Origin of the sequence: Sporosarcina sp. resist, assembly GCF_014302295.1 — a bacterium.
GTDB lineage: Bacteria > Bacillota > Bacilli > Bacillales_A > Planococcaceae > Sporosarcina > Sporosarcina psychrophila.
The window spans coordinates 5,015,001-5,040,000 of the sequence record NZ_CP060287.1; the positions used below are offsets into that span (position 1 = coordinate 5,015,001).

Sequence of the window (25,000 nt, forward strand, 5' to 3'; positions counted from 1 at the left end):
TCCATGCGCAATTCTAGTTGTTTTGATTCCTGAAGGTCTAACAAGCCTCGAGATGTACATCGCAGTCGCTTCTCCTTCTATTGTAGGGTTCGTGGCTAGGATCAATTCCTCAACCTCTTCATTCTGCAATCGAACAAGTAGCGACGGGACATTAATATCCTCAGGGCCAACTCCATCCATCGGCGAGATAGCACCGTGAAGGACATGATAAAGCCCCTTGAAATCCCTCATCTTCTCCAAGGCAATAACGTCTTTCGGGTCTTGAACAACACAAATTATCGAACCATCGCGTTGTGTATCCTGACAAATGTGGCAGGGGTCGATATCTGTAATATGACCGCAAACTGAGCAAAAACGCAGATTCCGTTTAGCGTCAACCAGAGCTTTTGCAAAATCCAACACAGTATCTTCCTTCATGCTTAAGACAAAAAACGCCAGACGACCCGCTGTTTTCGGGCCGATACCTGGCAATTTCATAAAACTATCCATCAGTTTTGATATTGGTTCAGGATAATGCATTTATGTGCCTCCTAGAACATTCCTGGCAGATTCAATCCTTTTGTGAATTGACCCATCGTCGAGTTCGTTAATTCTTCCGCTTTAGCCATAGCATCATTCGTAGCAATGACAATAAGGTCTTGTAACATTTCAATATCTTCCGGATCCACTACGGACGGGTCAACGATTACTTCGACAACCTGCTTATCTCCAGATACGATGACTTTTACCATACCGCCACCTGCTGCACCCTCAAGACGTTTTTCACCAAGCTCTTCCTGTGCTACAGCCATTTGTTTTTGCATTTTCTGCATTTGTTTCATCATGCCTTGCATATTTCCCATACCCTTCATGTTTGTTTCCTCCTCTAATTTTTAATCGTCATGGACTTCTATGAAATCTTTACCGAAAATCTTTTCCGCCTCAGTTACAATCGGATCCGCATTTTCCTGTTCTGCTTCCTTTACGAAAGAAAGCATTTCTTCACCAGGCACCCCTTCATCAGAACTTTCCGGCTCTTGTTGTTTAGCGAGCCCATTTTTCCGAATGAAGTCTCCCCTTACACTCAACCAACCTTCTTCAGGCACATACACGACTTCATATGCTTTCCCGGTTCGTGAACGTAAGGCATCTGACAAGCCCGACCGAAGTGACGGATTTTCAGACGCCATGAGGCAATGGATTTCATATTTGAATTTTAACACAAAAGCATTCTCCGATGCTGCGACTGGTTCTGTCTCTTCGAGAAGCGCGGCATGTGACCTTTGCATTGTCTGCATCATCCCCGCCCATTCTTCCCGAATCGTCTGGATGTCTTGTTTTGTCGCAGATTTCAATACTTCGTGAATTTTACCTGTCGGAACTTTGAAGCCTTGCGACGATTTTGACGCATTTTTCCGTGGTTGAGCGGATTGATCTGCAGCCGTCTGCTTATTCATTCCACCACTAGACATCTGCTGTTGCAACTCCATAATTGTGCGCTCAAGATCTGCTACCTTCTGCGTAAGCCCCGGATCAATGGCATGATTGCCTCCACTGACCTGCACGGGGCTGTCAAGATGAATCATTTTCAAAAAGGCAGACTCAATATAGACTTTTGCATGATTGGAGAACCGCATTTCCTGTTGCGTTTTTGCCAGTATGTCAATGAATAAGTACAACGTATCCATTTCAAATCGTTGTGCCATTTCTACAAACCGTTCATCGCCAGGTATGAGTTCGAGTAAATCTTTTAAGCTGGGTGCTGTTCGCAGAAGAAGAAGATCCCGGAAAAACGTGATTAAATCTTCTGCTAGCCTGGAAACATCTTTTCCCTCCGCAATAAGTCGATCAAGCAATGTCAGTACCATGCCAGCGTCTTTACCAAGTAGCGCTTCCGCCAACTGATGGAAAATGTCTTCACCAATTGATCCGGTTACAAGCAGTGCATCTTCAATTGTTATCTTGTCTCCACTAAACGACACAACTTGGTCAAGCATACTAAGTGCATCCCGCATTCCTCCAGAAGCCGCCTGCGCAATTACTTTCAAAGCACTTTCATCAGACTCAATACCCGTATCCGCAAGTACCGTCTTCATTCGATTAGTAATATCAGCCGGTGTAATTGGTTTAAAATCGAAGCGCTGACACCTCGAAATAATCGTCAATGGTAGTTTATGCGGTTCTGTGGTTGCTAAGATAAATACGACATGCGATGGCGGTTCCTCAAGAGTTTTCAAAAGCGCATTGAATGCCGAATTTGATAACATATGTACCTCATCGATAATATATACTTTAAAACGAGCATTCGACGGGGCAAACCGTACCTTTTCAATAATGTCTCGCATTTCCTCAACACGTGAGTTCGAAGCTGCATCAAATTCGATGACATCCGTATTCGACCCTTCCGTGATGCTGATACACGTCGGACACTCATTGCACGGTTCTTTTGCTGGACCATTTTCGCAATTTAACGCTTTCGCAAAAACTTTCGCCGCACTTGTCTTCCCTGTACCTCTTGGACCCGAGAAAAGATAAGCATGTGTCGTCTTATTATGAAGGAGGGCGTTCTGAAGTGTCTGTTTCACATGTTGCTGTCCGGACATCTCAGCAAATGATTGAGGCCGATATACGCGGTAAAAAGCTTGATACACCAACAGTTTCCTCTCCTTTTGACGCAATGCGCTAATGTTTCCATTATAGCACAAACGCCTATACGAATCCTTTATTAGCGCAACAAAAAACTCGTCCGCAGAAACGGACGAGTCGAATTGTGAAATTAATGCCGTGCACCTTCCTCCGACAGCCACACATAAGCGTTACTCCTGTCGCCAGCTCGGTCTAGGCGACCCCGCGGCACATGAGAAATTCTACTTAATGCTGCTTCCTTCCGGACCTGACATAGTTCATAGGTTCCCATTGCGCGGGACCCAAACGTCAACACTGCGTGCAAGAGGCAGACCCTACAATACGGACAGCCTCGGGAAGGGATTCAGTCTTGCTAGAGCGGATTGCAAGTTACAGGACACCGCTATCTCCCCACCTAGCACGGCATTTACAAGTATACTCAATCTGCTAGATTAAATCAATTAATATCATGTGAACAAAGTTATTTTTATAAAACTGTTGACACTTCATTTCAAACATGATAAATTATTAATTGTTGATACGGAGGTATACCCAAGCTCGGCTGAAGGGATCGGTCTTGAAAACCGACAGGGGAGTCAAATCCCGCGGGGGTTCGAATCCCTCTACCTCCTCCACTTTTTCAACTAAACGTATATGCTTGAAATCGAATTCGTTAGTAGATAACGAATTTTTATTTTTCCTATTATAGTAATTAAACTTTAAGAAGCGGAGCCATTTTACTGGTCCGCTTCTTTTTTGTTCTGTCTAGGCTCCAGCGCCTAGCCCCTGGGCCCACAGGACGTGGGTCATGTAGCTGTTGCGACAGGATGTCGCGATCCTAAGCTGCCTTCCTCTGTCGCTTCAGTCTTTAAGTTAAAGGCAAAGAGCGCCTTTATCTTCAGACCCTCCGACGTACAGGACGTACTAGTGCCGACGTTGCCACAGGACGTGGCGAATTTAGTCGGCCAGCGCTTTTCGGGTCTACCGAGGCGCTTGCGCTTTTCTCTATTCAATTAACCACAGCACCCGCATTAGACGGTTTGACAGCAATACAACCATAGTACGGGAACGCAACTGCCAATCGCTTTGCCAATTCTTCCTCGTTACCTTGTTTCACAGCCACGAAAAGAGAAGGACCCGCTCCACTAATTGTCATGCCATACGCACCGTACTCGTGGCAAACTTCACGGATCCGGTCGAACTCAGGAAATAACTTCTTACGATACGGCTCATGAAAGATATCCTTTTCCATCATACGCCCCGCCGTTTCCCAATCATCCCGGGCAATCGCTGCTGAAAGTACATTCCCCGCTGCGCTACTACGTATTACTTCTGAATGTGAGAGTTGGCCTGGCAGAAGCCCCCTAGATGCTTCCGTCAGCAATGCCTCAGGCGGAACAAGTATCACAGCTCCCATTTTTGGTTCTCTTATATGAACGACATCCATTTCCACGCCATCAAAATAAGAAATTGTCACTCCCCCAAGAAGTGCAGCCGAGATATTATCCGCGTGCCCTTCATATCCACTACCTAGAAGCACTTTTTCCTTCGCGGAAAGATTCAATTCAAGAAGTTGGTTTGCAATTTCAATTCCTGCTGCAATTGCCGTTGCACTGCTTCCAAGTCCTTTACCAAGCGGAATATCCGACTGAATGATAAGTTGTGATGCTGGTGCAACACGCCCTTTTCGCTCAGCTATATTAGTAACTGTCTTCACAATTAAATTATTTTCACCGGTCGGTAAATCTTCAAAACCATCGTCTTTATACGTAACTTCCCAATCCTCTGACGGCGATACATTCACCGTCATATAAAGATTAAGTGCAAGTCCGATACTATCGAAGCCTGGCCCAAGATTTGCCGTCGATGCAGGTACGACAACGGAAAAATCGGATTCTGCCATTACTTTGCCCCCGCCTTTAACTCACTAAGAAACGCATCAAATTGTTCCCGTGACATCATTGGTTTCTCTTTATTTACTTCAATTGCTGTATCTGGATCTTTTAGACCGTTACCCGTCAATACAGCAACTACAGTTGAACCTTTTTTCAACAAGCCGCTCTCCACTTGTTTTTTAACGCCCGCAATTGAAGCACACGAGCCTGGTTCTGCAAAAACACCTTCAGATGAAGCGATTAAACTATATGCTTCTAAAATCTCTTCATCTGTTACAGCGAGAATTGTTCCATTCGACTCCGCCAAGGCATTGTTCGCCAGTTCCCAACTTGCGGGATTACCGATTCGAATTGCCGTTGCAACCGTTTCGGGGTTTTCGAATACGCGATTATAAACAATCGGTGCAGCTCCGTCGGCTTGTACACCAAGAAGAACCGGTAACTCAGTACCCTTCTTATCAGCATATTCTTTGAAACCTTTCCAAGCCGCCGAAATATTACCTGCGTTCCCAACCGGAAGTGCAAAAATATCCGGTACTTTTCCAAGTTGCTCAATCGTTTCAAACGCAATTGTCTTTTGACCTTCAAGGCGATACGGGTTAACCGAGTTCACGAGCGCAACGTCTCCCTCGCCAGCCGCACGCACCATAGCCAATGCTTCGTCAAAGTTGCCTTCGATTTCTACAATTTCTGCGCCATACATTTTCGCCTGAGCCAACTTGCCAAGTGCGATTCGACCTTCCGGAATAACTACAATTGTCCGCATTCCAGCACGAGCACCGTATGCCGCCGCAGCTGCAGACGTATTACCCGTTGATGCACAAATAAGAACTTTTTTTCCTTCTTCTTTCGCTTTTGCGACCGCCATAACCATGCCCCGGTCTTTAAATGAACCAGTTGGATTCGTTCCTTCCGTTTTCACGTAAAGGTTAATGCCCCATTGTTCAGATAAATTTGGCATGTGAATAAGAGGGGTATTCCCTTCCTGCAACGTTAACGCCGGCGTATTTTCTGTCACCGGTAACCATTCTTTATATTCCTCAATTAATCCATTCCATCTTTTCATCATTCTTCCCCCTCTACCCGGTAATGGCTTAGTACGCCGATTACCTTTGGTGTCTCGTTCAATTCATTCACAATATCTAAATGCTGTTGTCTCGAAATTTGATGCGTGATGAAAATCAGGTCCGCGTCAGCCGCCTTTTTATCGGAATGCTGAACAACCGTCGCCAGACTTGCACCGTGCTTGCTATAAATAGACGTTAATTTCGTCAGGACACCTACTTCGTCTCTCACGCGAATTCGGTGGAAATAACGTGCGAACTTATTACTATCACTTTTCACTTTTCGCTCATACTGAGGTGCGTGTAACCTTTTGCCGTTGACACCTAGCAGCAAATTACGGCACGCTGCAATAATATCTCCCGTTACAGACGTGGCAGTCGGCATTGATCCAGCCCCCGGTCCATAGAACATTGTTTCTCCAACTGCATCTCCATAAATATATACGGCATTGAACTCATTGTTCACTGATGCCAAAGGATGCGAATTCGGGAAAAACACAGGCTCTACAGCTACTTCAATACCATCCTCATTCTTCTTAGCTGACCCCGCTAACTTCACCGTATAGCCAAACTGCTCAGCCAGTTCTAGATCGCCTTCTTGGATTTCCTTCATCCCTCTCACAAAAACATCGCCCAGACGGACTTCGGTTGAGAAAGACAATGAAGCCAAAATAACCATTTTGCGCGCTGCATCAATGCCATCAACATCCGCCGATGGATCTGCCTCTGCAAAACCAAGTGCCGTCGCCTCTGCCAATGCATCTTCATAAGACATTTTTTCATGTTTCATTTTTGTTAAGATGAAGTTCGTTGTTCCATTCACAATACCTGTCAACGCACGGATTCGGTCAGAAGCAAGTCCATCTTCAAGGGTGCGAATTAACGGGATTCCGCCCCCGACGCTTGCTTCGTAAAACAGATCACACTTGTTTTCATCCGCCAGCTTCAATAATCCAGGTCCGAATTCTGCCATAACGTCTTTATTGGCAGTTACGACACCTTTTCCAGCCCGCAGGGAACTTTCAATCGCTTCTTTCGCATCGAAGGTCCCGCCCATCACTTCTACTATTAAATCTATAGACGAGTCTTCAAGCACTTCATACAAATTATCCGTGAATGTTTCCAATGAAAGTGTTGTTTCCCGATTTTTATGTAAATTTTTCACAAGAACTTTTTTAATTTTGACAGGAACGCCAAGTTTATGATGGAGGTCTTCTTGGTGATCTTGCAAGATTTTAGCCACCCCGCTGCCGACAACCCCAAATCCTAATAATCCAATATTAATTTCATTTCTCATTGACGATTCTCCTAACTGTATGTACACTATGAAAAAACAATTGTTCTTTGCATAAAGACATTATAGTGAAATATTCGGATAATAACAACCTTTTTGTGATAAAGTCATAGAATAAATACATTCATCCCATTATATAATAGAAAGGATTTGATGATTGTGAAAGTTTGCAAATTTGGAGGTACTTCAGTAGCGTCTTCCGATCAAATAAAAAAAGTCGCTCAAATCGTAAAAACTGATCCCAGTCGTAAAATCATTGTTGTCTCAGCACCCGGCAAACGGTTTGACTCAGATGAAAAAGTAACGGATCTACTAATCCAACTTGCTGAAAAAGCCCTTAGGGGGGAAGACACAGAAATTGAATTTAAGGAAGTAGTAGCCCGCTATCAACAGATCGCTGCAGGACTTGGTCTTTCAATGGAGATCGTATCCGTTATCGAAAATGATTTGCATGGACGTCTCGCTAACGATGTAAATGACGCCAATCTCTTCATGGATTGCTTAAAAGCATCTGGAGAAGACAACAACGCGAAGCTAATTGCTGCCTACTTCACACACATTGGAATGGATGCACACTATATGTGTCCAAAAGAGGCCGGTCTACTGGTCAATGAACGACCAGAACGGGTACGCGCACTCCCTGAAGGCGATGACCAGCTTGCACAATTACGCGACAAACCAGGTATTATCGTTTTCCCAGGCTTTTTTGGCTACACGACAGACGGAACACTTCGGACATTCAACAGAGGTGGATCGGACATCACAGGATCTCTACTTGCCGCAGCGACAGAAGCTGAGCTGTATGAAAATTTTACAGACGTTGACTCAGTCTTTGCAGCCAACCCGAATGTTGTCGACAATCCGGTCGGCATCGATAAAATGACTTACCGTGAAATGCGGGAACTAGCCTATGCAGGATTCTCCGTCTTTCACGACGAAGCGCTAATGCCCGCATTCCGTCGTTCCATTCCTGTGTGCATTAAAAACACCAATAATCCGGAGGCTCCGGGAACACTTATCGTCAATGAACGAAATTACTTTGCACAGCCGGTCATTGGTATTGCCGCTGATAGTGGATTTTCCACACTGTTTGTCGACAAATATTTAATGAACCAGGAAATTGGTTTCGGAAGAAAGTTATTGCAAATCCTAGAGGAAGAAGAAATTCCATTTGAGCACACGCCTTCCGGTATTGATAACTTGTCTGTCATCATCAGAAGTAAATTTCTCAATGCGGATAAAGAAGCACGGATTGTACGCCGAGCAAAAGAGGAATTGAACGCGGATCACGTCCATATGCATTCTAATTACTCCATGATCGTTCTTGTAGGCGAAGGAATGCGTCATTCTACTGGACTGGCTGCACGTGCCGCCTCAGCCATCGCACGCACTGGTGCTAGTATCCAAATGATCAACCAAGGTTCATCAGAAGTCAGCCTTGTCTTCGGCGTTCATAAAAAAGACGAAACAAAAATCTTAAAAGAACTGTACGCTGAATTTTTTCTGAAATCTGCGGTTCTTTCCAACTAATAAAAAATTCCATTGAATTCGCTACGTTGCTCGGGGATTCCTCCCACCATAAGCCAGATAAAGTATCCATTAACCTATATGGATTATCCTCTTGGAATTAACAATATTCTTCGTCGTTCGGTTGGCTACCCCCTGTTAAAGCGCCTGCGCTTCATGAGTTTATTTAGGTATCGAATTACTCAATATACATATAGATAAAACGGCACACCATCTCATTAGATGGTGTGCCATTTGTCTTAACATAGCGGCATAAACATACCTGGAAACTGCTTAACAATGCCACCCGCTATCAAATCCGACATTTCTAAAGCTTCCGCTTCGATTTTATCGAACACTTCAATATCAGCCTTATAGTTTTTCTGAAGCATATAAACTGCTTCCTGTTTGGTTAAAGCCAAATGCGTATAAAACATTTTTCTAAATTCTTCTTTGTTTAAATACGGATTGATGCTACTTAAAAGGTCGGCGATATCGTCTGCATTCCTATACCATTGTTTCTCCGCTTCCGCCGCCTTGTTCGGATCCCCTTTTGCAGCTGCCGTTACTAATTCAGCAGCTAGCACTAAATGTTCTTTAATCAGTGCGGCGTATCTATCCGCTATATTATCGCCATAAAAGGGCCGTAAGCAATTCCCCAAATCCGTCGCATTTCTCAAAAGACGCTCTTGGACAGACGGTAAATCCGGCAAGCCGAATACGATGCCCATAATCGTCATCCTCGTCCAGTTGACATGCTCCATCCAGAGAAGCCGGTTCATGCTCATAAAGTCGGCTTTCGCCTTACTTATGCAACATCTGCCATATACATCAGTTTGGTTATTTAAGATATACCTGACGGGCGCCGTATAATGTGAATATGGCCCTTGATAACTCGGCCCGACAGGATAAGAGGGTAATCCGTTCGAATAAGGGTTCACTTCACAATCACTCCTTTAAGCCATAGTTTCATTCAAATAAACAGATAAGGAAATTGCTTAACAATCGTATCCGTAATCATTCTTAACTCCCAAGTCTCCCACAGGTGTAACCATTACATCCTATTCAAAATGGGTAAAACTTGTGAAATAAAAAATGCAGCCCATAATACCGGCTACATTCTTGTAGTTTAGTTCATTTCTTCAAAAGTGACATTTGCTTCAGGGAATGCCCGATTTTATCGACAATCGTTTCCACTTCAATAGGATTATTAATAAGATCATAGTCATTAATATCGAAACGTAATACTGGGCACGTATTGAATGAATTAATCCAATTCTCATACCGCCCATGCATCTCTTCCCAGTAAGCAATTGGTGTCTCCTGTTCCATTATACGACCGCGCTCTTTCACACGCGAGATAATCCCGTCAAGCGGCCCCTCCAAGTAGGAAAGTAAATCCGGATGCGGGAAATACGGTGTCATAACCATCGCTTCAAACAGATTGGTATACGTATCATAGTCAACGAGATTCATCGTCCCTTTTTCCATATGCATTTTCGCAAAAATGCCTGTATCTTCATAAATTGAACGGTCTTGGATAAAACCGCCGCCATATTCGAAAATTCGTTTCTGTTCCTTGAAGCGCTCTGCCAGGAAGTAAATCTGTAAGTGGAGTGCATCCGCAAGCGCCTACGTCATCGTCGACTTGCCAACGCCAACTGTCCCCGCAATTGTAATAACAGCATTTTGCGGGATGCCGTATTTTTCGCGTTAGTTCGTTCAATCTTGCTCCTTTTCGTATCGTCGCGTCGACAGTATCTAAAATGAATTGCAGATCCTCTTCACTGTTGACGAAATCAAGATCATCTCCGTTGAACCGAAGAACAGGAATTTCAGGATGTGCCGATTCAAAATACGTGATGAACGTCTCGTAATCTTCCGCAAGTTGCTGCAAATAAACGGGATCCATGTTTTTTTCAAAATCACGCCCGCGCTGGGAAATACGCTTTACAAGCGTGTCCAAGCTTGCGTGAAGGTAGAAAATGACGTTTGGGACAGGCATGTCCTTCGTCAAAATCTTATAAATTTCCTCGTACTTCATATATTCTGTTGGATCTAATGTACGTTTTGCAAAAATGAGGTTTTTAAAAATATGATAATCAGAAACAACCGGTTTTTGTTCAATCAATATCTCGGTTTTCGTATCTCTATGCTGTTTATATCGATTACAAAGAAAATACATTTTAAATAAGAAATGCCATTGAATACGCTACGACGCTCGGGGATGCCTCTTGGCATTAACTGTATTCTTCGTTTTTCGGTTGGCTATCCCTGTTAAGGCGCCTGCACTTAATGAGTTTATATAGGTATCCAATTATTCAATATACATATAGATAAAACGGCACATCATCTCATTAGATGGTGTGCCGTTTGCCTTAAATTAGTGGCGTAAACACACCCGGAAACTGCTTCTATGTGAGATGGGTGTTTATAGTTCTACTTTCAATCACATGGGTTGATTAACCAAAAACTACCAGTAAATAACTGAATCAAACACTAGGCACTTCTTGTACAGTATCTTTGGATTGAACGACCTCTATACGATTACCGAGATGTTTTGATGTATAGGAATGCGACAGGTAACTATTCATAACGGGATTACTAAAAAGGGTGTGGCTGGTTTGCCAAAAGCTGACCGGAAATGATCCCGTGAAAACAGAGTTTTTCAAGCCTTTCTTACCTGTTTTTTATGCGAGAAAATGGTTAATCAACAGTTGTGACTATCAATCTGATTCTCCATCAATCGACGGATTTTTATGTATGATTATTTCTCCATTCTCTATGATAAGTTGAGTTAAAGAATCCCATTGAATCTGCCATGGCACTCAATAATAAACGAGGTGTAATTCGGGGTGTGAATTGTAGAACGCTTGGCGCTTTGGCGAACCCTTTGCCGCGCCTGCGCTAGGGTATTCAATATCGAGAGAAATGCGATTTTGAGATGTATATGGCGAGAATGTAAGGTGATTACTATTTGATATAAATTTAATTCGAGAAATTTGCAATACAGATTGCGGGTCTAATCCCTGATTATGAAATGCGCTTTCTCACATAGACTATCCAGCGCAGGCGCGTCTTCGTGGTAGCCGGAGCGATAAGACTGAAAGCGGTCTCCTTTCTGGCTTATCGCGGGAGGCATCCACAAAGCGTCGAAGCGGTATTAGTGGGAATCCTAATTCATTCCAAGTACTAGGACTTTTTCCGTATTTCCCACGAATTAACCGCTTTTCTATCGCAACAATTTTAATGACTCGCGAAAAAAGAAATTTCCCCTACACACCATCAGCATTAGACAAATTAAGCTGTCGAAGGAAATGGATAAGATGAAATTCCTTCCGAAATAAATGGGTATCTCTCGTTATTTATCGGAATTTTTAGTTTTAATTAACCCTGAAGTTCCTGTACAGTTAAGAAAAGAAGCTGTCAGGGGGGAATGGGAATGCCGTACAAAGTGATAGCCATAGTGTGTTCAATAGTCGCCATTGCATGTTCAGTTTTGGTTTTAGCCAGCGCCCACTTTATTGATGATTGGGCTGAGGAGGAACTCAGCTTTAGCCATGAAGTATCCGCGGCCAGCACAGCAGATCGAGTGGACAGAGTAAGCGACTATCTTGTAAGGTGGCAGTCGAATATGACGAGTAAAGGTTTCACGGACGAGCAAGTGGAAGAAGGGAAGAAGGTTGTCGCGAAGCACCTGGCTGACATCAAGTTGACATCCAAGACAGACGATTAGGTTTAGAGAAAAGAACAGTTCTCTTTTACCGCATCGTGTAAAGGCCTGTTTGTTGTTTTTGTCGGCTTAAAGATCAAACTGGCCAGTTAGTTGAACAAATAGGGACCTGTCCGCTAATGCGAATTGGCCCCTGTTTTGCCCTGCTAATTTTTTGTCCTCAAAAAGAGTATCCGTTATATTTTTGGGGATGATTTCATTTTTTCAAAAGTGACGTTTGCTTCAGGGAATGTCCTATTTTCTCAACAATCGTTTCCACTTCTCGCGGATTAGTAAGAAGATCATAATCATTGATATCTAGACGTAATACCGGGCATGCATTGAACGAATTGATCCAATTCTCATAGCGTCCGTGCATCTCTTCCCAGTATGAAACCGGTGTCTCCTGTTCCATCACGCGACCGCGTTCTTTGACACGTGAAATGATGCCGTCAAGCGGTCCTTCCAAATAAACCAGCAAATCCGGATGCGGAAAATAGGGTGTCATAACCATTGCTTCAAACAGATTCGTATACGTATCATAATCAACCGGGTTCATCGTCCCTTTTTCCATATGCATTTTTGCAAAAATACCTGTATCTTCATAAATCGAACGGTCTTGGATAAATCCGCCGCCATATTCAAATATACGTTTCTGCTCCTTGAATCGCTCTGCCAAGAAGTAAATTTGTAAATGGAAGCTCCACTTTTCAAAGTCATTGTAAAAAAGATCGAGGTAGGGATTCTGATCGACATTTTCAAATGATGTCCTGAAATTCAGTGCATCCGCAAGTGCCTGCGTCATCGTTGACTTGCCGACCCCCACCGTCCCTGCAATTGTAATGACAGCATTTTGAGGGATGCCGTATTTTTCACGTAAGTTCATTCAATGTAACTCCTTTTCGTATCGTCGCATCGACAGTATCTAAAATGAATTGCAGATCCTCTTCGCTGTTAACGAAATCTAGATCATCTCCGTTGAACCGAAGAACAGGAATTTCAGGATGTGCCGATTCAAAATACGTGATGAACGTCTCGTAATCTTCCGCAAGTTGCTGCAAATAAGCGGGATCCATGTTTTTCTCAAATGCACGCCCACGCTGTGAAATACGCTTCATAAGTGTGTCTAGGCTCGCGTGTAGGTAAACAATTATATTCGGAACAAGCATGTCCTTCGTCAAAATCTTATAGATTTCCTCGTACTTAACATATTCTGTTGGATCTAATGTACGTTTTGCAAAAATGAGGTTTTTAAAAATATGATAATCAGCAACAACCGGTTTTTGTTCACTCAATATCTCGGTTTTAATATCGCTAAGTTGTTTATATCGATTGCAAAGAAAAAACATTTCGGTTTGGAAACTCCATTCCTCGATGTTGTCATAAAATTTATTTAAAAATGGATTTTCATCCACAATCTCTTTTAGCTGATGGAATTGCTGTGTGTCCGCGATTGCCTTGGAAAGTGACGTTTTTCCAACTCCAATCGGACCTTCGACCGTTATGAACGGAACAGACATCAGAAATCCTCCTTCACGTCGTCATAATATATAGTACTCTTTATTTTATCACACGGTTGAAATGAAAAATAGAGTGTAGCAAATGTTTCACACTCTTCAACATTCAGACTTTTTCCACGTGGAACAATTTTAAGGAACGGTGAAGCAGTGCCCTATATCCGGGATGGATGCAGCTTAATCCTTCCTAGCCGTACCGACTTCTGACCCCGCATCTGGACGCTGTAGTTAGACAACACCTCGATTAAGAAAACATCCTTCATTCACCACTAGATAATGCTACACTATCACCAAGGAGTGATGACTTTGGATACTTTTAATAAAGACCGGCTATATATGCAGATGGCAATTGACGAAGCGATGAAAGCACAGGCTCTTGGCGAAGTACCCATTGGCGCGATCATCGTTCATGAGGATAAAGTAATTGCACGGGCACATAATTTGCGAGAAACCACCCAAAACGCAGTTACCCATGCAGAGTTGTCGGCAATTCAAGATGCATGTCAAGAAATTGGTAGCTGGCGCCTTGAAGATACAACTCTATATGTCACACTAGAGCCATGTCCAATGTGCGCAGGTGCTATTTTACAGTCTAGAATCCCACGTGTTGTCTACGGTGCTCGGGATCCAAAAGGCGGTTGCGTTGACTCACTCTATCGCTTATTGAACGATCCACGATTTAATCATGAATGTGATGTGGTTGAAGGCGTGTCGGCGGATGAATGCGGGGAGATGCTTACGGCATTTTTCAGGGCCATTCGTGAACGGAAAAAGAGTGACCAAAAGCGTAGGCGCCTTGATCAAGAGCTTGAAGCCTAGACAGGAGAAAAAAGAAAACGTGCAGGACGTCGAATGACGCCTTGCACGTTTTCTTTTTTTAAAGGGTAATAACTTCTTTTCCACCCATATACGGACGAAGAACCTCAGGAATAACGACAGAACCATCTTCCTGCTGATAATTTTCAAGGATTGCCGCCACAGTACGGCCAATTGCTAGCCCGCTGCCATTCAATGTGTGAACGTATTCCGGTTTCGCACCCGCTTCTCGGCGGAAACGAATATTTGCACGACGCGCCTGGAAATCTTCAAAGTTTGAACAAGAAGAGATCTCGCGGTACAGGTTTTGTGTTGGAATCCACACTTCTAAATCATACTTCTTCGCAGCTGTGAATCCTAAATCTGCTGTACACATTTTTAGCGCACGGTATGGCAATTTCAATAACTGCAATACCTTTTCAGCGTGACCTGTCAATTTTTCGAGTTCATCATAAGAATCTTCCGGCTTCACGAAACGAACAAGCTCAACTTTGTTGAACTGGTGCTGACGGATTAGACCGCGCGTATCACGGCCAGCAGATCCCGCCTCTGAACGGAAGTTCGTGCTATACGCCGCAAATGCCACCGGTAATTGTGCAACATTCAAGATTTCGTCGCGGTGGAAGTTCGTTACAGGCACTTCAGATGTCGGAATAAGGAAATAATCCTCTTCGTTGATTAAAAATGCATCTTCCTCAAACTTCGGCAACTGTCCTGTACCCGTTAAGCTTGTGCGATTCACCAAATACGGCGGCAACATTTCTTCGTAGCCGTGCTCTTCAATATGAAGGTCAAGCATGAAGTTAATCAATGCGCGCTCAAGACGAGCTCCCAGTCCTCGGTAAAAAACAAAACGGCTTCCCGTCACTTTTGCAGCACGTTCAAAATCAAGGAGATTTAAATCCGTTCCCACTTCCCAGTGTGGCTTTGGCTCAAATCCAAATTCAGGCTTCTCTCCCCACACGCGAATTTCGACATTGTCGTCTTCGCTATCGCCAACAGGAACACTGTCATGCGGGATATTAGGGATACGCATCATAATATAATTCAATTCTTCCTCAACTGTGTGCAGTTCTTCGTCGAGTTTTTTGATGTCTTCCCCAACTTGACGCGTACGTGCAATAACGTCATCTGCATTTTCTTTATTACGCTTCATTTCAGCGACCTTTTGAGATACTTCGTTACGTTCCGCTTTCAAGGTTTCAACTTTTGCAATCAATTCTCTACGCTTATCATCAAGTGCTTGGAATTTATCGAGCTGAGAAATATCCTCTCCGCGTTTAGATAGCTTCTCTTTCACTTCATCAAAATTTGCACGGACTTTTTTAATATCTAGCATGAATAATTCCTCCTTAATTTTTAGACGATAATGGAAAGTGGACAACAAAGAAAAGCGTAAGGTGTCACTTAGCTCCGACAAGCGCTGAAAGGCTTGCTAACAAAGGTACTTTTTGCCTTTATCAGTAAGACGGAAGTGACTCGAGGGGCTGACACCTGAAGCTGGACAACAAAAAAAGCCCTCGATTCCCTATAAAAGGGACGAGAACTACCCGCGTTGCCACCCAAATTGACCGGACAACCAAGTCCAATCCACTCCATTGAAATAACGGCTCAACTGCCGGCTCAGGCCTACTAAACGTTTCAGCCCGGCTACTCAGGGACGGATTCACAAGTGTTTTTACCGGCTCACACCACCCGCCGGCTCTCTTCAAAAAACGTGCTTGTTACTGCTTCCCATCATCGTCTCATGTTTGAAATTACCCTTACTTTACTACAAGCTGGTTTTTTTGGCAAGTCACTCAAAGAAAAAATGTATCCGCTTTCTTAAGATTACTCTTTAAAGATATGTGCAACTTGTTCAAAATAATTTCTTTCGTGTGGAACAAAGTCGCTGAGACCAATTTTCGCCAATGTTCCATCGAAAATATTGATGCATTTAACTGTCATTACTTCATTAACGAAAAGGTCAATTAGTGCTTGTCGCTCCACGACATGGACACTTTCTACTTCCTCTTGTTGCAATGAAAATTCGCTTGCTGCAAAAGTTGAGTCATATAAGAAGACATTCGAAAACTCACGATCAATAAAGGTGGGCAATTTGATAATGTTCTGCACAACACCTTTCGAATGCAGCTTCGTTATATCGACTTCTATGCCTAATTCCTCTTCCACCTCACGAATGCCATCTGCCACAGTTTCTGTTGAGAGAATATGCCCTGCAGCGGTAATATCAAACAATCCCGGAAAGTCTTTTTTAATAGCGCTTCTTTTTTGAATATAGACAAACTGATCATCGACTAGCCAGCAATGGAAGGTTTCATGCCACAGTCCCTCACAGTGGACCTTGGCTCTATTTTCATTTCTCAAATAGGTATAGTTTTCATCGAAGACCTTTAATTGTTCCATTCTTATCACCCCTATAATTAAGTATACAAAAAAGCGAGGGATTTCTCCCCCACTTTTTTCTTAATTAATTACCAACCGCGTTCTGACATACGCTCTTCCACTTGAAGGGTTCCGATTTCTAACCCTTTCATCGGTTCACCAATGTCTTTAGACAGTTCACCAATCAGTTTATAGTCTTTGAAGTTTTCTGTTGCTTTAACAATTGCACGTGCAAATTTCTCAGGATTTTCGGATTTGAAAATACCTGAACCTACGAATACGCCATCTGCGCCAAGTTCCATCATAAGTGCGGCATCTGCAGGTGTCGCCACGCCGCCCGCTGCATAGTTTGTCACAGGTAGACGTCCGTGTTTTTTGATGGCAAGAAGGATTTCATAAGGTGCACCAAGATTGCGCGCTTCCGTCATTACTTCGTCGTCATTCATATGAACAAGTCTACTCACTTGGGCATTCACCCTACGAAGGTGACGTACCGCTTCGACAATATTCCCCGTTCCCGGTTCGCCTTTTGTACGAAGCATTTTAGCCCCTTCACCAAGACGACGCGCTGCTTCTCCAAGATCACGAGCTCCACAAACGAACGGCACACTGTATGCGCTCTTCAGTAAATGGAATTCCTCATCCGCAGGAGTAAGTACTTCACTTTCATCGATATAATCAACACCAAGTGCCTCAAGTACGCGGGCTTCGGAAATATGACCGATACGTGCTTTCGCCATCACCGGAATTGAAACAGCACCTTGTACGTCCGTAATGATTCGTGGATCCGCCATGCGTGCAACACCGCCCGCTTTTCTTATATCAGAAGGGACGCGCTCAAGTGCCATTACTGCAATTGCCCCTGCCGCCTCCGCTATTTTTGCCTGCTCCGCATTAATGACATCCATAATGACGCCGCCGTATTTAAAATTCATGTTACCTTCCCCCTTTTTTTATTGTCTAGAGTCCAGCGCCTAGAGGCTCGGAGGCCCACAGGATGTGGGTCACACAGACATTGCCGCAGGAAGCGGCGAATTTAGGCTGTGATCATTGAAAGCCGTGCCGACTATACGGCAAAGAACGCCGCTTGGGCCTGCCGGATGCAGGTCATGCAGTCGTTGCGACACGACGTCGCGAACTTAGACTGCCTTCCTATATAACCGTCTTATGCCTGTCGCCTCTGAACAGGCGCTTCCCTCTTTTCTTATTGTCTAGAGTCCAGCGCCTAGAGGCTCGGGTCATAAGCCGTGCCGACTATACGGCAAAGTGCGCCGTTCCGTCAGCCCGTCTTATGCCTGTCGCCTCTGAACAGGCGCTTCCCTCTTTTCTTATTGTCTAGAGTCCAGCGCCTAGAGGCTCGGGTCATAAGCCGTGCCGACTATACGGCAAAGTGCGCCGTTCCGTCAGCCCGTCTTATGCCTGTTGCCTCTGAACAGGCGCTTCCCTCTTTTCTTATTGTTCAGTATAATAGAATATGACCTTATTGAAACACCCAGTTCCAAACAAGTTGAAGGGGTCAGATGGAGTGGTTGCTGTGGAGATGCTATTAATCAAATTGGAAAAAAGTACAGATACGCCGCTATATGAACAAATGTACAACCAAATACGACGGGATATTACAGATGGGAAATTGCCAGTTGGCATGAAACTTCCATCTAAACGAAAACTTGGTGACTTTCTTGATGTCAGTCAGACGACGGTTGAACTTGCCTATGCACAGCTCGCAGCAGAGGGGTTTATTTCATCGAAACCTCGAAAAGGTTTTTATGTGCAGGCAATTGAAGAACTAGCTTACGCCCAACCGATGCAGCTGTCCGTAAAAAGGCCGGTTGAAAAAATTGAAGATATAACCTTCGACTTTTCACCAGGTAAAATCGATACAGAATCATTTCCTTTTACACAATGGCGAAAGTACGCAAAAGATGTGATGGACGAGTCTTCCAAGGATCTCCTGCTTCTCGGGCACCCTCACGGTGATTGGGAACTTCGTCAAGAAATTGCACGCTATTTATATCACTCCCGCGGCGTTGACTGTACGCCGGAGCAAGTCATCATTGGTTCAGGTACAGAACAACTTATGCCGCTTGTCATCCGCATTCTAGGAACGGCAGCGACATATGCAATCGAAGATCCCGGCTACCCGCTTACTCATCACGTTTTTTTCCACAACAACCGGGAAGCAATTCCGATTGCAGTCGATGAAGAAGGGATGGATGTAAGGTCTCTACAACACTCAGGTGCGACTGTTGCCTATGTGACTCCCTCTCATCAATTCCCTACCGGCATCGTCCTCTCAGCAGCGCGTAGGACTGCTTTATTGAACTGGGCATCATCAGGTGACGAACATTTTATCATCGAAGACGATTATGACAGCGAATTCCGATATACTGGAAGGCCAATCCCTTCCTTGCAAGGTATGGATAAAGGCGGCAACGTCATTTATTTAAGTACATTTTCAAAATCTCTGATGCCATCGCTACGGATTGCTTATATGGTGCTTCCCCTTATGTTACTAAGTCGTTATGAAAAAGCATTCATTCATTATTCAGCAACAGTACCAAGGCTCGACCAGCACATCCTGGCCCGCTTCATGGCTGACGGTCACTTTTCACGCCATTTAAATAGGATGCGGAAAATATATAAACGTAAACTTCAAGTTCTCACAGAGGCCCTGTCATCCTACGCTCCGCATGTTTCATTTTCAGGCGATGAAGCAGGCATGCACATTATTCTTACCGTCCACACTGAAACAAATGAAAGATCCCTAGCAATAGCAGCAAAGAAGGCAAGCATCCGCGTATACGGCTTAAACGGTTACAGAACAGCTCCCAAAGAAGGTGAACCATCCTTCCTTCTCGGCTTCGGCGGCCTTTCTACAGAGGCCATTAAACAAGCCATCGAGGATCTCATGTATGCATGGTCCATTGAAAAAGGCGAAGAATCCATTTAAGGATTCCTCGCCTTGATGTTTTATTTAAACAAACCTTTTACAAATCCTGTTGCACTACTCCAAATGCTTGCGAAAAAGTCACCGATTGCGCTCATTGTAAGCGAGAACCAGCCAGCCTTCTCAACTGCATCCTTCGTAACAACATCAGCTCCCGGATTAGTTGAATCAATGAAGCCATAATCCGTTCCTTCTGTTTTCACGAGATTGACATGACCGACAACTGTACCTTTTTTAATAGGTGCCTGAAGTGCATTGTCCTTCATTTTTGATTCATCAATCACAAGTTCAGGTACATAGAGATCCTTTTCACTCGTTTTCACCATCATACGGATCGGTTCCTTTACCTCTACAGCGACAGTTTTCGCTTTCCCTTTGACAACGTCGAGCGTTTTAGAATCTTTGAACTGATAACCAGCCGGAACAAATTCAACTTCTGAGAATTGACCGAAACCGTAGTCGAACAAAGCACGCGTCGCATCAAATCGTGCTTTGTACGAGCCTACACCTTTCGCATCAACCGCTTTCATAACAACTGCAATGACCCGTTTACCATCGCGTGTTGCCGTCCCGGTGAAGTTGTGCCCTGCAAAGTCAGTCGTACCTGTCTTGAGACCGTCAACGCCTTCGTATTCATAAACAAACCCTGGAAGCATGAAATTCCAGTTGTCCATTTTGATAGCATCAGAAGTACCTTCACGGAATATTTTTGTTTTGACTTTCGTCGTTTCCAAAACTTCCGGATAATCATGTAACAAATGGTAAGCTAGTTTTGCGACAGATTTTGCAGGCATGACGTTTTCGTCTTCTGCACCTGTCCCTTGTGGATGCATTCCTTGAAGGTCACTATTATTCAAACCCGTGGAATTGACAAATTTATAATCTTTCAAGCCAAGCTCTTCTGCTTTCGCATTCATCAGCTTCAAAAATTCAGTTTCTGTTCCTGCAATTGTTTCTGCAACGGCTATCGTCGCCCCATTTGCAGAATAGATGGCTACTGCTTCATACAATTCACGAATCGTGTATGTACCATCTCTCCGCAGTGGAACATTACTAAGCCGACGGTCTTGTGAAACCGCATATGTATAATCGTTCACTTTATATTCCTGATCCCAGCTTATTTTACCTTCTTCGATTGCCTCGAAAAGGATATATTCAGTCATCATTTTCGTCATACTTGCAATACCTAGTGGCGTATCTGCATTTTCTTCATATAATATTTTTCCACTTTCCGCGTCAATTAATATTGCACCATCTACATGGAGTCCTAGTGCTGAGTCGGCGTAAACTGGAACCGTCCCGAGTGTCATTATTAGTAGTAGCGGCACTAACAAAAATGCCACCCATCGTCTCATTTCTCGCTTCACCATAATACCTCCATCATTGCTATTTCCCTAAGTCATTTTATCATATTTCGGCTACTCTTTGGGTATTAAACCAAAAAAGCACCTTTCTGCTCATATGGAGACGCAGGAAAGGTGCTGAAGTTCCTTCATTCCGACCTAAAACTCAAAAAACATTAGTTCCTGGGTTAAAGCCTTTTATCAAAGTGAATAGTTCGGAGCTTCTTTTGTAATTTGTACTTGGTGTGGATGACTTTCACGTAATCCTGCACCCGTCATACGAATGAACTGTGCTTTTTCACGCAGATCTTGCAGATCTTTAGTACCGCAATAGCCCATTCCTGCACGAACACCACCGATTAGCTGATGAATCGTATCAGACAAGGGACCTTTGTAAGGCATACGCCCTTCGATTCCTTCAGGTACAAGTTTTTTTGCATCGTCTTGGAAGTAACGATCTTTAGAACCCTGCTCCATTGCAGCAATCGATCCCATACCACGATAGACTTTGAAACGGCGTCCTTGGAAAATTTCAGTTTCCCCTGGACTTTCCGTCGTTCCTGCGAGAAGACTTCCAAGCATGACAACATGTCCACCAGCAGCAAGTGCTTTGACGATATCACCAGAATATTTAATGCCACCATCAGCAATAATCGTTTTGCCTAACTTACGTGCTTCTGAAGCACATTCGTAGATAGCTGTAATTTGCGGAACACCAACACCTGCAACGACACGCGTTGTACAAATTGAACCAGGGCCAATTCCAACTTTGACAACGTCAGCGCCCGCTTCAAAGAGCGCACGTGTAGCTTCTGCAGTGGCAATATTACCCGCAATAATTTCAAGTTCTGGGAACCGCTGTCTGATCTGAGCAACTACGTCTAGAACACCTTTAGAATGCCCGTGTGCCGTGTCAATAACGATAACATCGACTTCCGCTTTCACAAGCTTCTCTACACGTACCATCGTATCAGTAGTAACACCAACAGCAGCACCAACAAGTAGTCGACCTTGTTTATCTTTAGCTGCATTTGGGAACTCGATTACTTTCTCAATATCCTTGATTGTGATCAAACCTTTAAGGATTCCATTTTCATCGACAATTGGAAGCTTCTCGATTTTATACTTTTGCAAGATTTTCTCTGCATCTTCCAATGTTGTGCCTACAGGTGCTGTCACAAGGTTTTCTTTCGTCATAACATCATCGATAACAAGTGAGTAATCTTGAATGAAACGAAGATCACGGTTCGTCAGGATACCGACAAGTTTTAGTTCTTCATTATTATTCACAATTGGAACACCAGAAATGCGGTATTTACTCATCAAATGCTCAGCGTCAAAAACCTGATGTTCAGGTGACAGGAAGAATGGATTAGTAATTACGCCATTTTCAGAGCGTTTTACCGTAACAACTTGTTCAGCCTGTTCTTCAATACTCATGTTTTTATGGATGACACCAAGGCCACCTTGACGTGCCATGGAAATTGCCATCTTCGACTCAGTAACTGTATCCATTCCTGCACTGATAACCGGAATGTTTAATTTTATCTTACTCGTCAGATTGACAGAGAGCGACACATCTTTAGGTAATACTTCAGAAGGTCCCGGTACAAGCAACACATCATCGAAAGTAAGCCCTTCACGCGTAAATTTTGATTCCCACATTTCAATATACCCCCTATTAGTTTCAATTGAATATTATTAAAAGGTTATCAGCGGCTACAATACCTGTCAAGTCAGTGATAACAAGTAAAAGTATTCCTATTATTCACTGAATAATATCGTTAATGGCATTACTCATTTTAAGTGGTGATGTTTGGGGTGCGAAGCGTTCTACAACATTCCCCTCACGGTCAATCAAAAACTTCGTAAAGTTCCACTTGATGCCCTCTGTAAGCATCCCTTTCTTTTGGGAAGTAAGATATGTGAAAAGTGGTTCGGCTTGGCCGCCCTTGACATCGACTTTTGCAAACATCGGAAAAGTTACGCCGAAATTGATTTCACAAAACTCCATTGTCTTTTCGATGTCATCGAATTCCTGGTTATTGAAATTATCCGATGGAAAACCAAGTACGACAAGACCTTGCTCTTTATGTTCTTCATATAGTTCCTGCAATTCTTTGAACTGGCTAGTAAAGCCACACTTACTTGCTGTATTTACGATAATCAAAGGCTTTCCTTTATAGTCTTCCATTGATTGAATTTCACCGTTTATTTTTTTGACTGAGAATTCATAGACTGTACTCATAGGATTAGCTCCTTTAACTTTAGTTGTCTACAAACAATAGGCTTTATCAAAGATAATTACAAGGATTCGGGATTGAAAGATGGTGTGTGTTGTTTCAGTTTGACCAGTCATAACGCATCACAGGCCTATTATATAATCGAATTGATTACAGTTAGACTCATTTTTAAATGATAGACATACGTTTCTCTTTTTAATTTCTAATTTCCACTTCATACTCCTACTTACCGCCAAACACGACCTCAAATCATTATTGAAAATTAAAAATAAACACAAAAAAAGCCACTACCTATAAGGTAATGACCTTTCAATGAGACCGGCGACGTCCTACTCTCGCAGGGGGAAACCCCCAACTACCATCGGCGCTGAAGAGCTTAACTTCCGTGTTCGGGATGGGAACGGGTGTGACCTCTTCGCAATCGTCACCAGACTCTTTGAGCTTGTTCGCTCAAAACTGAATAAAACAGACATTGTGCTACACGAATCAGGGTAATCAAGCCCTTTTCAAAATTGGTTAAGTCCTCGATCGATTAGTATCCGTCAGCTCCACACGTCGCCGTGCTTCCACCCCAGACCTATCAACCTCATCTTCTTTGAGGGATCTTACTTACTTGCGTAATGGGAAATCTCATCTCGAGGGGGGCTTCATGCTTAGATGCTTTCAGCATTTATCCCGTCCATACATAGCTACCCAGCGATGCCTTTGGCAAGACAACTGGTACACCAGAGGTATGTCCATCCCGGTCCTCTCGTACTAAGGACAGCTCCTCTCAAATTTCCTGCGCCCGCGACGGATAGGGACCGAACTGTCTCACGACGTTCTGAACCCAGCTCGCGTACCGCTTTAATGGGCGAACAGCCCAACCCTTGGGACCGACTACAGCCCCAGGATGCGATGAGCCGACATCGAGGTGCCAAACCTCCCCGTCGATGTGGACTCTTGGGGGAGATAAGCCTGTTATCCCCGGGGTAGCTTTTATCCGTTGAGCGATGGCCCTTCCATGCGGAACCACCGGATCACTAAGCCCGTCTTTCGACCCTGCTCGACTTGTAGGTCTCGCAGTCAAGCTCCCTTATGCCTTTGCACTCTACGAATGATGTCCAACCATTCTGAGGGAACCTTTGGGCGCCTCCGTTACTCTTTAGGAGGCGACCGCCCCAGTCAAACTGCCCGCCTGACACTGTCTCCTGCCCCGATAAGGGGCATGGGTTAGAAGTCCAATACAGCCAGGGTAGTATCCCACCAACGCCTCATCCGAAGCTAGCGCTCCGGAATCCAAGGCTCCTACCTATCCTGTACAGGCTGCACCGGAATTCAATATCAGGTTACAGTAAAGCTCCACGGGGTCTTTCCGTCCTGTCGCGGGTAACCTGCATCTTCACAGGTATTATAATTTCACCGAGTCTCTCGTTGAGACAGTGCCCAGATCGTTACGCCTTTCGTGCGGGTCGGAACTTACCCGACAAGGAATTTCGCTACCTTAGGACCGTTATAGTTACGGCCGCCGTTTACTGGGGCTTCAATTCGAAGCTTCGCTTGCGCTGACCTCTCCTCTTAACCTTCCAGCACCGGGCAGGCGTCAGCCCCTATACTTCACCTTGCGGTTTTGCAGAGACCTGTGTTTTTGCTAAACAGTCGCCTGGGCCTATTCACTGCGGCTCTCTCGGGCTT

General features: G+C 44.0%; 18 protein-coding genes, 1 tRNA gene, 2 rRNA genes, 1 other RNA gene, 2 pseudogenes and 1 other annotated feature (2 of these 25 only partly in view). Of the genes and pseudogenes, 4 read left to right on the plus strand and 20 right to left on the minus strand.

Annotated elements, in window-relative coordinates:
* The 4 genes from recR to ffs form a co-directional block, all read right to left on the minus strand.
* Positions 1-519, minus strand: partial view of a recombination mediator RecR gene (gene recR, locus H7992_RS24175; RefSeq protein WP_067213769.1) — the 5' portion only. The gene continues 78 nt to the left of window position 1, outside the view; only the first 519 of its 597 coding nucleotides appear in the window; the start codon lies at positions 517-519; its stop codon lies beyond the left edge, outside the window.
* An 11-nt stretch (positions 520-530) separates the two neighbouring features.
* Positions 531-851 carry a YbaB/EbfC family nucleoid-associated protein gene (locus H7992_RS24180; RefSeq protein WP_186673712.1) on the minus strand — a complete coding sequence of 107 codons (321 nt, stop codon included), beginning with the start codon at positions 849-851 and terminating at the stop codon, positions 531-533.
* Positions 852-872: 21 nt separating this feature from the next.
* Positions 873-2,633 carry a DNA polymerase III subunit gamma/tau gene (gene dnaX / locus H7992_RS24185; RefSeq protein ID WP_187046270.1) on the minus strand — a complete coding sequence of 587 codons (1,761 nt, stop codon included), beginning with the start codon at positions 2,631-2,633 and terminating at the stop codon, positions 873-875.
* A 128-nt stretch (positions 2,634-2,761) separates the two neighbouring features.
* Positions 2,762-3,028, minus strand: an RNA gene (gene ffs / locus H7992_RS24190) — signal recognition particle sRNA large type.
* Positions 3,029-3,146: 118 nt separating this feature from the next.
* Between ffs and H7992_RS24195 the strand changes: the two genes are divergently transcribed.
* Positions 3,147-3,239, plus strand: a tRNA-Ser gene (locus H7992_RS24195).
* A 374-nt stretch (positions 3,240-3,613) separates the two neighbouring features.
* On the opposite strand, the gene thrB is transcribed toward H7992_RS24195, so the two are convergent.
* The 3 genes from thrB to H7992_RS24210 are packed head-to-tail and all read right to left on the minus strand — an operon-like array spanning position 3,614 to position 6,860.
* Positions 3,614-4,507: a homoserine kinase gene (thrB, locus tag H7992_RS24200; RefSeq protein WP_187046271.1), complete on the minus strand. Its 894-nt coding sequence runs from the start codon at positions 4,505-4,507 to the stop codon at positions 3,614-3,616.
* Positions 4,507-5,565, minus strand: a complete 1,059-nt coding sequence (gene thrC / locus H7992_RS24205) for a threonine synthase (RefSeq protein WP_067213773.1) — start codon at positions 5,563-5,565, stop codon at positions 4,507-4,509. The genes thrB and thrC overlap by 1 nt, the downstream gene beginning before the upstream one ends.
* Positions 5,565-6,860: a homoserine dehydrogenase gene (locus tag H7992_RS24210; protein ID WP_067213774.1), complete on the minus strand. Its 1,296-nt coding sequence runs from the start codon at positions 6,858-6,860 to the stop codon at positions 5,565-5,567. The genes thrC and H7992_RS24210 overlap by 1 nt, the downstream gene beginning before the upstream one ends.
* 156 nt (positions 6,861-7,016) lie before the next feature.
* Here H7992_RS24210 and H7992_RS24215 point away from each other — a divergent pair, with 156 nt between their 5' ends.
* A complete protein-coding gene (locus tag H7992_RS24215; RefSeq protein ID WP_187046272.1) occupies positions 7,017-8,387 on the plus strand; it encodes an aspartate kinase in 1,371 nt (456 codons plus the stop codon).
* A gap of 236 nt (positions 8,388-8,623) precedes the next feature.
* Here H7992_RS24215 and H7992_RS24220 read toward each other — a convergent pair whose 3' ends face one another.
* From H7992_RS24220 to H7992_RS24240, 5 genes and pseudogenes are all read right to left on the minus strand, one after another.
* Positions 8,624-9,304 (minus strand): hypothetical protein, encoded by a 681-nt coding sequence (locus H7992_RS24220; protein WP_187046273.1) that lies wholly within the window; start codon positions 9,302-9,304, stop codon positions 8,624-8,626.
* Between the two features lie 193 nt (positions 9,305-9,497).
* Positions 9,498-10,061, minus strand: a pseudogene (locus H7992_RS24225) (deoxynucleoside kinase).
* A 37-nt stretch (positions 10,062-10,098) separates the two neighbouring features.
* Positions 10,099-10,569 (minus strand): annotated as a pseudogene (locus H7992_RS24230) (deoxynucleoside kinase); the annotation flags it as partial.
* Positions 10,570-12,292: 1,723 nt separating this feature from the next.
* Positions 12,293-12,961, minus strand: coding sequence for a deoxynucleoside kinase (locus H7992_RS24235; RefSeq protein ID WP_067213776.1), 669 nt, complete (start codon positions 12,959-12,961; stop codon positions 12,293-12,295).
* A complete protein-coding gene (locus H7992_RS24240; RefSeq protein WP_067213777.1) occupies positions 12,948-13,595 on the minus strand; it encodes a deoxynucleoside kinase in 648 nt (215 codons plus the stop codon). Before H7992_RS24240 ends, H7992_RS24235 begins: the two co-directional genes overlap by 14 nt.
* Before the next feature lie 303 nt (positions 13,596-13,898).
* Here H7992_RS24240 and tadA point away from each other — a divergent pair, with 303 nt between their 5' ends.
* On the plus strand, positions 13,899-14,411 hold the full coding sequence (gene tadA / locus H7992_RS24245) for a tRNA adenosine(34) deaminase TadA (RefSeq protein ID WP_187046274.1): 513 nt from the start codon (positions 13,899-13,901) through the stop codon (positions 14,409-14,411).
* A 58-nt stretch (positions 14,412-14,469) separates the two neighbouring features.
* Here tadA and serS read toward each other — a convergent pair whose 3' ends face one another.
* The 3 genes from serS to pdxS form a co-directional block, all read right to left on the minus strand.
* Positions 14,470-15,747: a serine--tRNA ligase gene (serS, locus tag H7992_RS24250; RefSeq protein WP_067213779.1), complete on the minus strand. Its 1,278-nt coding sequence runs from the start codon at positions 15,745-15,747 to the stop codon at positions 14,470-14,472.
* Between the two features lie 193 nt (positions 15,748-15,940).
* Positions 15,941-16,158: a binding site (T-box leader), on the minus strand.
* Between the two features lie 80 nt (positions 16,159-16,238).
* Complete coding sequence (locus H7992_RS24255) at positions 16,239-16,814, minus strand: NUDIX hydrolase (protein WP_187046275.1); 576 nt, start codon at positions 16,812-16,814, stop codon at positions 16,239-16,241.
* 68 nt (positions 16,815-16,882) lie between these two features.
* Complete coding sequence (pdxS, locus tag H7992_RS24260) at positions 16,883-17,728, minus strand: pyridoxal 5'-phosphate synthase lyase subunit PdxS (RefSeq protein ID WP_187046276.1); 846 nt, start codon at positions 17,726-17,728, stop codon at positions 16,883-16,885.
* 599 nt (positions 17,729-18,327) lie between these two features.
* On the opposite strand from pdxS, the gene H7992_RS24265 reads away from it, so the two are divergent.
* Positions 18,328-19,743: a MocR-like pyridoxine biosynthesis transcription factor PdxR gene (locus H7992_RS24265; RefSeq protein ID WP_067214115.1), complete on the plus strand. Its 1,416-nt coding sequence runs from the start codon at positions 18,328-18,330 to the stop codon at positions 19,741-19,743.
* Between the two features lie 20 nt (positions 19,744-19,763).
* Here H7992_RS24265 and H7992_RS24270 read toward each other — a convergent pair whose 3' ends face one another.
* The 5 genes from H7992_RS24270 to H7992_RS24290 form a co-directional block, all read right to left on the minus strand.
* Entirely contained in the window at positions 19,764-21,110 is a 1,347-nt protein-coding gene (locus H7992_RS24270) for a serine hydrolase (protein ID WP_067213782.1), read from the minus strand.
* Positions 21,111-21,284: 174 nt separating this feature from the next.
* Positions 21,285-22,748, minus strand: a complete 1,464-nt coding sequence (gene guaB, locus H7992_RS24275; protein ID WP_067213783.1) for an IMP dehydrogenase — start codon at positions 22,746-22,748, stop codon at positions 21,285-21,287.
* Positions 22,749-22,851: 103 nt separating this feature from the next.
* Positions 22,852-23,331 carry a glutathione peroxidase gene (locus tag H7992_RS24280; RefSeq protein WP_187046277.1) on the minus strand — a complete coding sequence of 160 codons (480 nt, stop codon included), beginning with the start codon at positions 23,329-23,331 and terminating at the stop codon, positions 22,852-22,854.
* Positions 23,332-23,642: 311 nt separating this feature from the next.
* Positions 23,643-23,758, minus strand: a 5S ribosomal RNA gene (gene rrf, locus H7992_RS24285).
* 80 nt (positions 23,759-23,838) lie between these two features.
* A 23S ribosomal RNA gene (locus H7992_RS24290) occupies positions 23,839-25,000 on the minus strand; it runs 1,770 nt beyond the window's last position.

Excerpts from the sequence above, each read along its gene's own strand:
- H7992_RS24235 (WP_067213776.1), bottom strand. The coding sequence starts at position 12,961 with ATGAACTTACGTGAAAAATACGGCATCCCTCAAAATGCTGTCATTACA.
- thrB (WP_187046271.1), bottom strand. The coding sequence starts at position 4,507 with ATGGCAGAATCCGATTTTTCCGTTGTCGTACCTGCATCGACGGCAAAT.
- H7992_RS24255 (WP_187046275.1), bottom strand. The coding sequence starts at position 16,814 with ATGGAACAATTAAAGGTCTTCGATGAAAACTATACCTATTTGAGAAAT.
- H7992_RS24180 (WP_186673712.1), bottom strand. The coding sequence starts at position 851 with ATGAAGGGTATGGGAAATATGCAAGGCATGATGAAACAAATGCAGAAA.
- H7992_RS24280 (WP_187046277.1), bottom strand. The coding sequence starts at position 23,331 with ATGAGTACAGTCTATGAATTCTCAGTCAAAAAAATAAACGGTGAAATT.
- thrC (WP_067213773.1), bottom strand. The coding sequence starts at position 5,565 with ATGAAAAGATGGAATGGATTAATTGAGGAATATAAAGAATGGTTACCG.
- pdxS (WP_187046276.1), bottom strand. The coding sequence starts at position 17,728 with ATGAATTTTAAATACGGCGGCGTCATTATGGATGTCATTAATGCGGAG.
- H7992_RS24240 (WP_067213777.1), bottom strand. The coding sequence starts at position 13,595 with ATGTCTGTTCCGTTCATAACGGTCGAAGGTCCGATTGGAGTTGGAAAA.
- H7992_RS24210 (WP_067213774.1), bottom strand. The coding sequence starts at position 6,860 with ATGAGAAATGAAATTAATATTGGATTATTAGGATTTGGGGTTGTCGGC.
- serS (WP_067213779.1), bottom strand. The coding sequence starts at position 15,747 with ATGCTAGATATTAAAAAAGTCCGTGCAAATTTTGATGAAGTGAAAGAG.
- guaB (WP_067213783.1), bottom strand. The coding sequence starts at position 22,748 with ATGTGGGAATCAAAATTTACGCGTGAAGGGCTTACTTTCGATGATGTG.
- H7992_RS24270 (WP_067213782.1), bottom strand. The coding sequence starts at position 21,110 with ATGGTGAAGCGAGAAATGAGACGATGGGTGGCATTTTTGTTAGTGCCG.